The following is a 12,970-nucleotide window of genomic DNA, read 5'->3' on the forward strand; positions in this document are numbered from 1 at the left end:
GGAAGCGCGGCAGGTCCTTGAGGACCGGGTGCCCGTCGGGAACCTCGCACGGCGGCCAGTCCATCGGGTCGATCGGGTCCTTCCCCAGCGAGCCGTCTCCCCGGCCGTTCTGGGGAGGAGCGCCGGTGGGTTCCGGACCGCGCGGCCGACGGCGGCCCCGGCCTGACCGCGCTGCGGCACACAGCCGCGCTGCGGGCGGCCGGCACCGAGGTGGACCAGGACGTGACCCGCCGCCTGGCCGATGTGCTCTATGACGACTTTGGCGGCGACCCGCACGGCACGCTGCGCCATGCAGACGACTACGTGGCCGCCACCGAACGGCGCCTGCTCAACCTCCAGGCCGCACGCAGCGCGAGCACCGTCCAGTCCCCGGAAGTCGAGGTCGAGATCGCGGCAGCCCGCATGGAGGCTGCGGCAGCCCGCCGCGAGTGGGAAGAACTGCGCGCTCGCTACGCCGCGGCGGTCCCCGGCGCAGTCGCCGCAGCTCTGTCCGATGTTCGCGACCTCGGCACCCAGGGCAACGCGGGCCTCGTCTTCAGCCCGGACACCACCCCGGACGCCGAGCGTGCCGTACGCAGTGTGCAGCGCCTCATCCCCCGGGACTGGCTCGCCACTCCGAACGGGCGCCGGCTGACCGCCGTGGAGGGTGACGAAGGCCGCTACGAGCCCGACGCGCGCCGTGCCACGAGCGCCGATCTCGGCGACGGCGGACTGGGCACCGCCGCGCATGCCCCGGCCCAGCACCTCGCCGGGCACCTGCCGGACCTGGACGCCGCCCAGCGCGCGTTCTGGTTCACCCGGACGCACACCGGGCGGCCCGGCGCCCGCAGGCTCGACCGCAGCGCCCTGGGGCGCCTGCTGTCCCAGCAGCAGACGCAGACGGAAACGGGTGGCACCCTCGCCCGCTCGTTGCAGGCCATGTTCACCGGCGACTGGTACGAGGATGACGACTTGCGCGCGTTCCTCCTCGGCCTGCTCGCCACCCGATAAGGAGAAAACGATGCACACCGTCACCGGCCGGTTCGACGACGGCTCCGTCTATCAGGTGCAGGTCACCGGAAACGCGGACCAGCCGGTCATCGGCTCCCGCCGCGCGGCCGCGCTCGTCGAACTGCACTCGGGCGCGTCGATCCCGCTGTCGTCTACGGGGCCGCTGCGCATTGTGGGAGGAGGCGACGAGATGGCCGTTCTGGCCGTCCTTTGGCGGTACAGCCACGTCGTTGAGAGCCACCGCACAGAAATGGATTAAAACCTCACACCCAAGACCGTCGGACGGGACTGAACAGTTAAGCGCCCCCCTCCCCAAGATGATCGCCATTGCTGCACCTTCCGCTCCCTTTGACGGCACTGCGTCTCCTTAGGACCATACGGTAATACGCCCAGGCGGCCACGCACGTCACCCCGAACGAAGCATGATGGGCACGGATTTACGCCCGCACTTGTCTCGATTTCCTGTGCACATCCGGGCATGCACATAGTGCGGCCAGCCGAGCGCCGCGGCCTTCAGCAAATGCGAGAGAGAGGTCCATCATGCCTCAATGGTTTCGCGCCGTCCCAGCCACAGTGTTTGCTGCTTTGCCCACCATCGGGCTGACGGTCACCGAACCGGCCGCTCACGCTGCAGACGGAGTTAGCTACACCTGCGCGGACTACCAGCACTACGCTACCGGTTCGGCCGACAACAACTTCATCGGCTACAACTGCGTCAAGGCTGGCTCGACAACGCCGGGAAAGAATGTCACCTTGCACGAAAAAAGGGCCCCTGGCGAGGTCTTCAGCACTTGCACTGAAGTCACGGAAATGACACGACGGCGCATCAACGCTCAAGAGTGTTCTGTGGCCACACCTGCCTGCCGAGCCAAGTCCAACGGCGCCAAGATCTGGGCCTACAGCGAAGAGATCGGCGGCTTGGGAGGATACGGTTTCACGAAGATCGATTACTCGCGCGCAGGCACATGCTTGGACCGTACTGGGGCCCTGAAAAACGCGAAAGTCATCAGCGGAAAGTTCAAGTGCGAAACACTCGGTTCCGTGGAGACCTGCGTGCACACACCTTTGAGCCCAGGAGAACCCACTCTGGAGTTCCGCGAACTGCCCGATTACACCTTCATCATGAACAAGGACATCCGCTGGCTGGAGTAACCTCACCCAGCGCGACAGGGACCCATGATCGTGCCACATCGTTGCTCGACCGACCTTTCTGCCACGCTGTCCATAGCCCTGGCTTGAGGGCGTACTGGCTGACCTGCCAGCCCCATTGGGGCGTCAGTGGGGGCGACAAGACACAAGCTGATCGGCTTCTTCATCCTCCACGGGTGACCAGATATGGATTCGCCATCAAGGCACTTCCCAAGGACGGCAAGCCGTTCGGGGATGACGAAGACCAGGAAGACGAGACCCCGCCCCCGGCTGAGCTGGGTGCCGAGGCCGACGGGCCGCCGAGGTTGCCCGGCCCCGGTGAGCAGCCAGCAGCCGAAGGCGCAGAGGAGACCCCCGGCCTGGAGACCGCGCCCGACGCACCGGCCCCCGAGGAAGCACCGGACGAGACCTGGCGGCCGCCGAACAACGACAGAGCCACGCCCGAGGGCGAGTCCGCCGAGCCGCCAGACGCCCCAGATGACGACGCACGACCGTGGTCCGGAGACATGTGCGACGAGGGCGACGAGACCGACCCCGCCGACGCATTCGCCGCCTACAGGGGCACCAACGGCGAAGAGGCATGGCTCGATCAGGCTCCGGACGGCACACTGACCGGGTGGGTCCGCGACGAAACCGGGCAGGTGTGGCGCTACAGCGACCCGGACGAGTGGGCCATCGACGTCGATGACGCCCAGATGACCCGCACCCACAGCCAGCCCAACGGCAGCGACGAGCCGCCGGCCACCGACCGTGGAGGGCAGGAGTCGAAGTCCTCGGTGCTTCGCGCGCGGGCCTTGAGAGTGCCGCCGTGCTCGGGGCACACGCCCCACGGCACGGTGCAGCGGCTCGGGTCGGCGGCGGTGGCCTGCAGGGCCTGGGCGTAGAGCGCGGCGGTCGCGCTGTCGGTGGTCACCCCGGGAATTCTTCCGCACCCGCCCGCCCTCCCGCGAAGAATCCACCCGAACCGGCCTGCTGCTGCGGGCCGTAGCCGGTTCACCAGGGGTGTCACGCTGATCGGCGCGAGGCCCGAAATCGAGGTCCAGGCCCGTGATTCCGGGCCGAACGGAGAGCGTGACAGCCGGATCGGGGACGCGTGACACCCCAAGCGCGACAGCGTGACAGTCACCTTCGGTGATTACGAGTACGGCTGCCCCTCAGCTACCTGCCAGCTCACAAGCCCCCCAAAGAACCTGTCTGCCTGGGCAAACAGTCCCCCACCCCCCAGACATCACAGCCGTTCCAGGCATTTCGGACCGCAGTCCCCCAGGACCTCACAGGTCCGCTTCCCATCTACTGGGGGACTGGGGGACAGCGGAGCGTGACCGGAGGCGCCGGAGCCGACCGTGCAAATGCTGCGCTACGACCGGGCGCGGGCGAGGAACGCGGCGAGGGCACCGGTGGTGGCGAGCCGGGCCGCGAACGCCAGCTGGCCGGCGTCGGCGTCGGGAACCAGGCGGGCGAGTTCGCAGAGCAGCGCGGCGTGTGCGAGGACCGGCGGCGGCAGAAGGCCGACGGCGGCTTCGCGGGCCGCCGGGGCGCGGTAGTGCCCGAGATGCGCGGCCAGGGCGCGGGCGAGTCAGACGTCGACGTCGGCCTGGACGTACCCGCCAGGTCCTCGTGCCGGGAGTCCTGCCGGGCGTCGAACCGTGCGTCCTCGAGGGCCGCTGCGACGGCGCCGACGTCCATCCCCTTCGCCTGTCGCCGGACGACGCGGCGGCCGATGCGGGCGGGGTCGACCGGCTCGCGGGCCGCGGCGACGCGCGGGGCGAGCAAACGGCGGGCGGTGTGCCGGGGCGGCCAGGGGCGTGGTCATCATCGGCCTCGTATTCATGGTGCGGATTCGGGAGCGGGCCGCCGCCAGACTACTGAACGGCGGCCCGCAGAGTACGTTTTTAGCAGGCCGTGAATTCGGCCGAGTCAGAACCGGAACTCTATTTTCGAGACGTGCGTGAAATCCGCGCGCAGGCCAGCGGCGCGGGTGCCCCATTCCGTGAAATACGACTCGGTGATGGCCTCGGCGACGACCGGATGCAGGTCTTCCTCCGTCGCTCCGGCCTCCTGGAGGTCGAGGAACTGCTTCGCATGGGTGGGCGAGATCGCCGTGGTGATGCTGCGCTCGCGGCCGTCGTCGGAGCTGCCCCTGCAGGCGAATCCGAAGTACGCGGTCACGTTCACCATCATGCCGCTGGAGGAGGCCGCCTGCTCTCGTGCCTGCGCCCTGACCTGCGGTTGCCAGTCAGATTCGGTCTCCTCCACCAGAGCCGCCTGAAGGCGCTTCTGGGGCGTCTTCAGCTTCCCGGCGCGGTAGCATTCCACCGTACGGCGGGAGGTGCCCAGGCGCTCCGCCAGATCCTTCGTCGACTCCTCGTGCGCGTGAGGAGGAATTTCACCTGTGCTCTCGCGGATTTCGGCGCGGGCCGGGTGAAGACCTTCCGCTCCGCCCGCACGAGGGCGTCCAGGACCTTGCCGCGGCGCGGGGTCGACTGCTGCTGCTCGTGATCACTCATCCCTCCAGTGATCACGGATCGCCTGTGGACAAGGTCAGCCGTCCGGGCGACTCCCCTGCGACGGGTTGACGTGACAGATCGGTACGGCTTGGGTGATGGACCGTCGTAAGGAAGGGGGACGTATGGCCTGGGTTGAGCTTTCCGACCGGCTGCCGCAGTGCTCGCGCTGCCGCGGGGACCTGATCACCAGTGTGGTGATGCCCCAGGATGACGAGCACGGACAGCCGATCCACCTGGAGCTGTGCGCGGCCTGCGACGCGGACAAGCCCGCGGCCGGTGCTTTGATCCGGTTCTTCGCCGACGGCGGCGGCCACGACACCGGCCGGTCGCAGGAATGCGCGCAGCTGCTGCTGGAGTGGACGAAGGAGGGCATGGCCGCCCACGGCTGGGGCTGGCAGGAGACGCCGCCCGGCCAGCAGTGAGCCGTACGCGGCGGGCCGTTGTCAGTGGCTGCTGCCACCATCCGCTCATGCCCATCAGCCGGGAGTACGCATGCTCCCTCTTCGCGGACCTCACGCAGAGCGCCATGGTCCCCTTGGATCCTGACGAGCTCCTTCACCGGCCTGACGTGCAGTCGCACGGGTACGTCTTCTTCGGCGACATGGAGGTGCGCTGCTACAAGCACAAGGCGCGCTGGGTGTACGACGAGCGGGACATCCGCCGCGTCGGGCGGGCCCTTGCGGAGCTGCGCCTGGACCTGGACGACGTCGTCGATGCGACGTTGCCCGCATATCGCGACGACAGGCACCGCGAGTCGGAAAACCGCTATCCCGGCTGGCGGCAGCGGCTGGTGACGTGGATGTTCGCCCAGGCCCAGACCAAGGCCTGGGACGGGCGCCCGTACGAGGAGCGGGACGACTCCTGGAGGAAGGTCGGGGCGAACGGACTGCCCGGAGGCCTGACCTGGGGGGAGTTCGTCGCGGTCAACAGCCGGTTCCGGCACACCCAGAACATCCTCGGCACCCGGCCGCTGCAACTGCTGACCTGGTCCGGGAAGAGGTGGCGTCTGCCCCGGGCCTACACCGAGCTCCTGGACCGTGCGGAGCGGCGAGAGGAGGAATTGCTCAACCGGGCCCGGACCTGCTGTTCCTGCGGCACCCAGGGCCCGCGCTGGGGCGGCTGGCGGACACCGACCAAATCCGGCTGGGTCACCAGGTGCCCACCCTGCTCCGGATCGGCCTTCCGCCCGTACACCGGCCACCTACGCGGTATCCCGTACGACTCGCCCCGCACGCGCAACACACGGTCCGACGAGTACCTGTGCCGGCTGTGTCAGGAGCCCCAGGCCTCGGGATGGGATCACTGTCACGGGCACGGTTACGTCCGCGGTCCGCTGTGCGGCGGCTGCAACACCTTCGAGCGCAAGGGCCACCCGCACACCTTCCTCCAGGCGGGAGGCAGCACTCTGCATCTTCTGGAATGCCGCGACTGCCTCGACCAGCAGACACTGCCGCGCCGCTACCACTCCGCCGTGGTCCGCGCCCACCTGGAGCAGACCGAGCGCCACGGTCGCTGCCAGCGGCAGCCGTATGCCCTTGAGGTCGACTTCGCGCACGGTGTGTACCGCTTCGAACTGCACTGCTGCTGGGCAATCACCGTCCCATGGTCGAAGAACGTCACGGTGCCCGAGACGGCCGTACTTGTGCAGGCCTTCGTCAAGGCCGCGCTCGCCGCGCAGCGGGGCCGGCTATCTCCTGGTGCCACGCCGGGCCCGGGGTGACCGGCGCGTCGCGAGGTCGATGAGCACGGCATCGTGGGCAGGAACAACCGCCCCGCGGAAACGCGAGCGGGCCCGGGCCGAGTCGGTCCGGGCCCGCTCGCTGTTCGAAGCACGGCTTCTACAGCTCGAAGTCCAGATGGATCACGTCGTTGATCTGTACCTCCTGCAGGGAGCCGGCGCGGCTGCCGCCGTCTTGGAAGTAGACCTCCTTGAGGGCTTCGGCGGTCAGCTCTCGCAGCCGGTCGTCGTCGGCGCCCTGCTGCTGGGCGTCGAAGAGGCGGGCCGCGTGCTCGGGCGGCAGGGCGACGGTCAGGTGCCGGATACGGTCCTCGTCCGTCGTGCCGATCGGCGCCCCGGCATACCCGAGGCGGGCGTGAACGTCGATGACGATGCCATCGGTCGTCGCCGCCTTCTGCCGGGCCTTGGCCCGGATCTGCGGCTGCCACCGGGCCTTCGTCTCGCGCTCCAGGCGCGCGGCCAAGTCCGCTCGCGGCTTTCTGATCTGGTCCTTCACGTACCGCTCGACGGTGCGCTGGGAGATCCGCAGCAGCTGGGCGACCGCCTTGGTGCCCTTGAGCTGCTTGACCAGGTACCGCATCTGCGCGCCCGCGCTCTTGGGCGCCGGGCGGGTGAACGCCTTGTGCACCGCGGCGTCCAGGCCGTCCCCGAACCTGCTCATCGCCTACCTACTCCCCGCTGTCGACGCTGGTGACGGTGCCGTCCTTGATGTACCGGGCGAGGTTGAGCGCCGGGGCGTCGAACTGCTCCCGCACGCCCTCGCCCCACAGGACGCTCTGCGTGCCCTCGTGCTTGACCAGGCCCGGGTTCACACCGAGCCTGAACCCGCCCGGCAGCGGCTTGTCGTCCCGGTAGGGCAGGAAGTCCAGCGGGCTCTCACCGTCGACCGCGTAGACGACGCAATCGGACAGGATCGCAACCGGGTACTGACCGGTGAACGCCGCATGCTTGACAATCTTGCGGTGGAAGTTGATGCGGGTGCGGGAGATGACGGCCGCGCGGATGTCGGGGCGCCAGGTCGGCCGGGCCAGGGCCCGCCACGGCTCACCCGGCTTCCAGCTCTCGCCGCGCGGGCGCTCGCGCAGCTTGCCGAGGCCGCCCTTGACCGTCGCCTTGATCGCGGACACCACGATCGCCAGCTGCGGGTCGCGGCTGCGGTAGCCGTCCATCGCCGCCAGGAAGGCGGCCGGCGACAGGTCCGCATCAACGCCGAGGTCGGCCATGGTGGCGAGGTAGGCGTCGCGCAGCCTGGTGTACCAGGCGTCCAGGTAGCGGCCGCTCTCATACCGTACGTACGCCTCGATCGGCGCGACCTCGTAGCCGAGCTCCACCGCGTAGGCGACGGTCGGCGTCGCGTACCAGGCCGGGCCCTCGGGGCGCTCGCCCGTCGGCGTGAACGGGCTGGGCAGCAGATCCGCGTCCAGCTGTGCCCACCGGTCCTTGGCGACCTTCACCCGGGACAGGTCGACGTGCGACAGGTCGACCAGCCACGAACCGGGCAGCTTCGCATCGAAGACCGGGTTCTTGACGTGGGTGGGCGCGCCGAGACCGACGATCAGGCCGTTGGCGCCGGCGGCGAAGGCCATGTTGACGTCCAGGCCCACGAGGTTGCGGCGCAGGCACTCGGCGTCGGTCATCGGCCGCGCCCAGTCGTACGCCTCCTCGAACAGCTTCTCCGCCGGGCCGCGCACGTGGAAGCGCGGCAGGTCCTTGAGCAGCGGGTGCCCGTCCGGGGCCTCGCACGGTGCGCAGTCGACCGGGTCTTTCCCCAGCGAGCCGGGATTGTGCTCGGAGTGCCGCTTGCCGTCGGCGTCCTGCTCGGAGGCCCGGGTCGCCGGGTGCAGCGCGGTCATCAGTTCCAGGCCGGTCACGGCCGTCGATCCGCGCGGCGTCATCACCCGGGACGCGTAGACGCCCAGGAGCCGGGCGAGTTCAGCCGGGGCCAACTGCCCGGCCGCGCCCCAGTGCCGGGTGTCCAGAGCGTTCCACGACGGGATGCACAGCTGCACGCAGGCCCGCTCCGAGCCCTGCGCCGGACGGTAGATCCGCGCCCACGGCCCGAACCCGCGCTTGGTCAGCTGCCACTGCGCGCGGGTCAGCTGCTTGACGACCTTGTGGCCCTCCGGGATGCGCCCGGCGATCCGCTCGTCCTCCGTGAGCGTGGCCGGGAGGCCGTAGCGCTCCAGCGCGGCCTTGGTGAGCACGAGCAGCGGGTCGGCGTCCTTGCCGGGACCGGAGAGCTTCGGCTGACCGAGCTTGGCCTCCTTGAGCGTCCAGTCCACCAGGGACGGCAGGGACTTGGCGGGCACGTCCAGGACCAGGCCGCCGGTGCAGTACGCCAGCACCTGCCCGTCCTCGACGTCGACGACGGCCAGCGGACCGTTTTCGAACCGCGGGTCGGTGTCGCCCGCCGGGGTTCCGGCCGGGACCGCCTCCCGCGCGCCCGGACGGCGCGACGTCGACGTCGGCCTGGTGGTGCGCGCCGGACGCGGCGCGGCGGCCGGAGCGGGGGCGACGGGAGTAGGGGCCTGGGTGTTCTCGTGATCAGTCATGATCACAGCCTCGGGCGCCGGGGCTGTGGACAGAGTCCCGGCTTCCGCCGGGACGGATGCGCCGGTGAACGTGGCGGGCGCCGAGGCAGCCCGCTCCTCCGGTGCGGGGTAGAGCTCCGCGAGCTGCTTGAGCAGCCGTGCGTACGCCTCGCGCTCCAGGCCGCGCGGCTCGGTCGGCTTCTTCGTCGACTCCCAGCCGGACACCGTGGCGCGGCGCACCTTCAGCGCGGCGGCGACTTCGTCCAGCGTCAGGCCATGCGCGGTGCGCAGCCGCTTGCGTTCGTCCGCCGGCGGCAGCGGCGCACGGGACGCGACCAACGCGTCGACCGCATCAAACAACTCGGACATGGAACACCTCCTGACCCACACCCTACCCCGCGAACCGTACATTTCGCGTACCTTTACCGTACATGCGCCGTACGAGCCTTCTTGAGGGCGAGGCGACGATTCGGGCTGACGTCCTCAGCGGAGCGGGCGGTCACGAACCAGGGCGGGTGGCACGACGGGCCTCTTGTCCAGCCCTGACTCGTGGCCGACCATGCGGTACAGGCGGTTTGCTGAACCGCGGCGGAGGTGGGGGGCCATGTCCAGGGGAACGGGCGGGAACTACTGGGCGGACAAAGCACTGCCCAGTGTTTTCAAGCACGAACTGCTCAAACGATACTTGCCGCAGTTCGGCGGCATGACGGGGCGCCAGTCGCACGACAAACGAGTGGTCTACCTGGACGGGTACGCCGGGGAAGGCCGTTACGAGAACGGTGAGCCGGCGTCAGCGGAGATCGCGCTGCGAGTCGCCTCCCATTTCCGTGCCCGGTACGGGGTCACGGTGGAGTGCTTCTTCACGGAGGCGCAGCAGAAGTCGTTCGAGCGGCTGGCCCAGGTGGTCGAGCACTACCGGGCAGGCGGCGTACGCGCGTACGCCCACCGCGGCGAAGTCGACGGCGTCCTCGACAGTGTGATCCAGCGGGCCGCGCGCCAGCCCTTGTTCCTCTTCCTGGACCCGTGCGGGCTGGCCCTGCCTCAAGACCGGCTCGTGGACGTGCTGAAGCGGCAGCGTCCGCAGAAGTACCCGGCGACCGAGTTGCTGATGAATTTCAGCATGATGGCTGTCTGGCGCCTGGGTGGGCACGTCCGCTCCTCCAAGGGCAATGAGAGGTCGCTGCAGCGCTTCGACGATGTGTGCGGCGGCACGTGGTGGCGCGAGTACTTCGCCGACGCCTCAGCCGCCTCGGCCCGGGCCGGCGCAGCCGAGGACGCAATCGAGGCCGTGGCCGCCGAGTACTCCCGCCGTCTGGCCCGGCGTACCGGCATGCTCGTGCAGTCGGTACCCGTCTCGCACGATGCGCACAAACGCGCCGTCTACCGGCTGGTGTTCGCCACCCGCAGCCCGTACGGGCTCTGGGTGTTCGGCGACACCGTCGCCCGGGCGCGGGATGAGTGGTGGAAGACGCTGGATGCACGGGAAGAGGAGGGCGGGAAACTGGCGCTGTTCCCCCTGCGTCCCGACCCTGAAGAGATCATAGAAAGGGTAGCTCCGGAGATCGCAAAAAATCTGGAGGAACTGCTGCTGCGCACCCGTCGCCCTTTCAAGCTGGTCGACCACACCCTGGAGGTCTTCGGCGATTACTACGGGCAGGTGACCGAACCGGCGGTGCGCAAGGCGGTACGGCTGCTGGCCGATGAGGGCAAAACGCCCAGCGACGGAGTGGGTGTGCGGAAGATCCGCGAGATCACGCTCTATCCCCAAGGTCTCGCGGGGCGGCCGGGCGGACGCCTGCCCGGCCGCCCCGCAGGTTCGCCCGGTCAGACTGCCGCGGGCAGCGGCATCTGATCCCAGGTGCGGCCTGCCAGCTCGCGGCCGCCGGCCTTCGGCGTGCGGCCACCCCACTGTTTGAAGAAGAAGGCCACACCGGCTTCCTGGCAGGTGTCCCGGATCTGTGTCACCCACGCTTCGTCCAGCAGCCGGTGCGTCGGCCCCGACTCGCCTCCGGCGATGACCCAGTCGATCGCCGTCAGCTCCAGCCCGTCCAGGGGCCCCAGCAGCGGCTCGCACGACAGGAACTTCACCGCCGCAGGCACCTGCCGCAGGTCGTCGACGCGCGGCAGTTCCTTCGCGGTCTCCACCGAGACGCCCATCCACAGATTCGCCGGCCACTCCAGCCGGTCAGCAACTTGCCGCAGGCGCCGCGCCCGCTTGGTGAGCACCTGGTAAGTGTGCTGCGGCGTGTCGGCGATCACGTCGAAAACGCGGCGCACATAGTCGAGCGGCACCCGCGCGTGGAACAAGTCGCTCATGGAATTCACGAACACGGTGCGCGGGCTCTTCCACCCGTACGGCACGTGCAGAGCGTCCGGGTGCAGAGTCAGCCCGAAGCCGGGCCCGGAAGTCCGCGGATTACCGTCCGCCTGGTACTTCGGCGAGCCCATCGCCTTCAGCCGTTTCGCCAGCGTCAGCGCGTAGCAGTTGTCGCACCCTGCCGAGACGCGGTCGCAACCCGTGGTCGGGTTCCACGTCGCCTCGGTCCACTCGATCGCGCTGCGGTCACTCACCGGCCGGCCCTCCATCCCCTCGAACCGAACCTCGTCCCCGACGGCGCGGCTGCGGCCCGCTCTCTTCCCAACGAACCTGCGCACCACCGGACACCGGCATCCAACCATCCGGCGGCCACACCGTCGCCACCACCCCGGACATCGAACTCGCGTTCCCTGACTTGTGCCAGTGCGCGCGCCGCACATCAGCCAACTCCCGCTGCGGCAGCTGCCGTAGCGGCTGATCCGCCGGTCGATCTCGCGGGTCGGCTGGTGTCAGCTACCGACGGTGTGCTCCACGAGGGTGTAGCCGCAGCCCGCGGCCAGACGACGCAGCGCCTTCTGCGCGACGGGGCCGGTGGTTGTTGGTGCCAACGGAGTCTGGTAGCGACCCAATCGGCGGCGCCGGAGTCCCAGGCCTCAGCCAAGGGGACCATGTGGTCGATGTCCAAGACCCTGGATTCGGTGACCTGCTGGCCGCCAAAGTGCGAGTGCCACAGGCCGGCCGCGGTCCGGCAGCCGGGCCCGACGCGGGCAGGCACCCGGAACTCGGCGAGAAGAATCTCGGCACGGGTGTGGCAGCCGTCGCGGTCCGTGCGGCCATGTTGACGACCCCGGTGGACGGATCCGTCCAGCCGGACCGGTAGCCCAGGGAAGCGGTGGCGCCGTCGTGAGCGGTGACCGTGCCGAAGGGGTCGTAGGCGGTGGAACCAGTGACCTTGGAGCCACCCGGGGACAGACTGGCCACCAGGTCGGTTCATGGTCGGTCAGTGCCCGGCGCGCACTCTCGCCCTTGCCGCCCATGGCGAGCAGGGCGCCCCGGCAGGCCTTGCCTCGGGGCCCGGAGGGCTGGACATTCCACCCGGCGGCACCCCTCTCGCTGCTCTGCGCGTCCCCCCTCAACCGGACGACTCCTCTCCGCGCAGCGTCGGCGTATGGGCACGCCCGTACGCGATGCATCCCCAGGAGGCCCAAGCCCGCCAAACCTGCAGACCAGCGGCGTGCCCGGATCTGGTGCGCCGGGGTGCTGGATCATCGGGTGCACGCGGAGGCGTGCACGACGGGCGCGGTGTGGATGTGCAAATGTCCGGGTTCTGTAATGGGCCGTCGCATCTTCAACCACTGCCTGCCGGATGAGCGGACAGTGAGGCCTGCCCGGCCTTCCGGGCATCTTGTCCTACCGGCTCCGCCCCAGGCGGCGCTGTCCACTGGAGGTTTGTCATGTCCCGTTCTGCCCGTCTCGCGGCCGTCGCACTCGGCTCGGCCGCCCTGGCCGTCACCGCGGCCCCGCCTACCGCCGCCACCGGCGCGCGCACCCTCCCGGCCCACCACCGCTCCCCCATCGTCATCGGCGCGGTACAGGCCGACAGCCCCGGCCGCGACGACGGCTCCAACCGGTCCCTGAACGGCGAGTGGGTCACCGTCAAGAACACCGGCCACCGCGCGGTCAACCTCAAGGGCTGGACGCTGACCAGTCGCAGCACCCACAAGACCTACCGCTTCAA

General features: G+C 69.6%; 13 protein-coding genes. 9 read left to right on the forward strand and 4 right to left on the reverse strand.

The window, feature by feature from the left end:
* The first annotated feature begins 222 nt into the window (after positions 1-222).
* From ACZ4Z1_RS41700 to ACZ4Z1_RS41715, 4 genes are all read left to right on the forward strand, one after another.
* On the forward strand, positions 223-990 hold the full coding sequence (locus tag ACZ4Z1_RS41700) for a hypothetical protein (protein WP_468491936.1): 768 nt from the start codon (positions 223-225) through the stop codon (positions 988-990).
* Between the two features lie 10 nt (positions 991-1,000).
* Positions 1,001-1,249 carry a hypothetical protein gene (locus tag ACZ4Z1_RS41705; RefSeq protein WP_468491937.1) on the forward strand — a complete coding sequence of 83 codons (249 nt, stop codon included), beginning with the start codon at positions 1,001-1,003 and terminating at the stop codon, positions 1,247-1,249.
* A 281-nt stretch (positions 1,250-1,530) separates the two neighbouring features.
* A complete protein-coding gene (locus ACZ4Z1_RS41710) occupies positions 1,531-2,142 on the forward strand; it encodes a hypothetical protein (RefSeq protein ID WP_468491938.1) in 612 nt (203 codons plus the stop codon).
* A gap of 173 nt (positions 2,143-2,315) precedes the next feature.
* Positions 2,316-3,023 carry a hypothetical protein gene (locus ACZ4Z1_RS41715; protein ID WP_468491939.1) on the forward strand — a complete coding sequence of 236 codons (708 nt, stop codon included), beginning with the start codon at positions 2,316-2,318 and terminating at the stop codon, positions 3,021-3,023.
* A 1,033-nt stretch (positions 3,024-4,056) separates the two neighbouring features.
* Here the strand turns inward: ACZ4Z1_RS41715 and tpg (ACZ4Z1_RS41720) are convergent.
* The gene (gene tpg / locus ACZ4Z1_RS41720; RefSeq protein WP_468491940.1) at positions 4,057-4,455 is read right to left on the reverse strand and encodes a telomere-protecting terminal protein Tpg; all 399 of its coding nucleotides are present in this window, start codon (positions 4,453-4,455) and stop codon (positions 4,057-4,059) included.
* Between the two features lie 313 nt (positions 4,456-4,768).
* Between tpg (ACZ4Z1_RS41720) and ACZ4Z1_RS41725 the strand changes: the two genes are divergently transcribed.
* Positions 4,769-5,068, forward strand: coding sequence for a DUF6300 family protein (locus tag ACZ4Z1_RS41725; protein WP_468491941.1), 300 nt, complete (start codon positions 4,769-4,771; stop codon positions 5,066-5,068).
* Between the two features lie 47 nt (positions 5,069-5,115).
* On the forward strand, positions 5,116-6,366 hold the full coding sequence (locus ACZ4Z1_RS41730; RefSeq protein WP_468491942.1) for an endonuclease domain-containing protein: 1,251 nt from the start codon (positions 5,116-5,118) through the stop codon (positions 6,364-6,366).
* Positions 6,367-6,484: 118 nt separating this feature from the next.
* Here the strand turns inward: ACZ4Z1_RS41730 and tpg (ACZ4Z1_RS41735) are convergent, their stop codons facing one another.
* The gene (tpg, locus tag ACZ4Z1_RS41735) at positions 6,485-7,045 is read right to left on the reverse strand and encodes a telomere-protecting terminal protein Tpg (RefSeq protein WP_468491943.1); all 561 of its coding nucleotides are present in this window, start codon (positions 7,043-7,045) and stop codon (positions 6,485-6,487) included.
* Positions 7,046-7,052: 7 nt separating this feature from the next.
* Complete coding sequence (gene tap, locus ACZ4Z1_RS41740) at positions 7,053-9,284, reverse strand: telomere-associated protein Tap (protein ID WP_468491944.1); 2,232 nt, start codon at positions 9,282-9,284, stop codon at positions 7,053-7,055.
* A gap of 235 nt (positions 9,285-9,519) precedes the next feature.
* On the opposite strand from tap, the gene tcmP reads away from it, so the two are divergent.
* Positions 9,520-10,767, forward strand: coding sequence for a three-Cys-motif partner protein TcmP (tcmP, locus tag ACZ4Z1_RS41745; RefSeq protein ID WP_468491945.1), 1,248 nt, complete (start codon positions 9,520-9,522; stop codon positions 10,765-10,767).
* Here tcmP and ACZ4Z1_RS41750 read toward each other — a convergent pair.
* Positions 10,740-11,486 (reverse strand): DUF5131 family protein, encoded by a 747-nt coding sequence (locus ACZ4Z1_RS41750; RefSeq protein ID WP_468491946.1) that lies wholly within the window; start codon positions 11,484-11,486, stop codon positions 10,740-10,742. The genes tcmP and ACZ4Z1_RS41750 overlap by 28 nt on opposite strands.
* 416 nt (positions 11,487-11,902) lie before the next feature.
* On the opposite strand from ACZ4Z1_RS41750, the gene ACZ4Z1_RS41755 reads away from it, so the two are divergent.
* Positions 11,903-12,112, forward strand: coding sequence for a hypothetical protein (locus tag ACZ4Z1_RS41755; protein ID WP_468491947.1), 210 nt, complete (start codon positions 11,903-11,905; stop codon positions 12,110-12,112).
* Positions 12,113-12,686: 574 nt separating this feature from the next.
* A partial coding sequence (locus tag ACZ4Z1_RS41760) for a lamin tail domain-containing protein (RefSeq protein ID WP_468491948.1) occupies positions 12,687-12,970 on the forward strand: 284 nt, incomplete at its 3' end.

This window comes from Streptomyces sp. NPDC030165, assembly GCF_055573595.1.

What these genes read in the sequence shown, in the direction of transcription:
- ACZ4Z1_RS41705 (WP_468491937.1), top strand. Translation starts at nt 1,001, where the DNA reads ATGCACACCGTCACCGGCCGGTTCGACGACGGCTCCGTCTATCAGGTG.
- ACZ4Z1_RS41710 (WP_468491938.1), top strand. Translation starts at nt 1,531, where the DNA reads ATGCCTCAATGGTTTCGCGCCGTCCCAGCCACAGTGTTTGCTGCTTTG.
- ACZ4Z1_RS41725 (WP_468491941.1), top strand. Translation starts at nt 4,769, where the DNA reads ATGGCCTGGGTTGAGCTTTCCGACCGGCTGCCGCAGTGCTCGCGCTGC.
- ACZ4Z1_RS41730 (WP_468491942.1), top strand. Translation starts at nt 5,116, where the DNA reads ATGCCCATCAGCCGGGAGTACGCATGCTCCCTCTTCGCGGACCTCACG.
- tpg (WP_468491943.1), bottom strand. Translation starts at nt 7,045, where the DNA reads ATGAGCAGGTTCGGGGACGGCCTGGACGCCGCGGTGCACAAGGCGTTC.
- tap (WP_468491944.1), bottom strand. Translation starts at nt 9,284, where the DNA reads ATGTCCGAGTTGTTTGATGCGGTCGACGCGTTGGTCGCGTCCCGTGCG.
- tcmP (WP_468491945.1), top strand. Translation starts at nt 9,520, where the DNA reads ATGTCCAGGGGAACGGGCGGGAACTACTGGGCGGACAAAGCACTGCCC.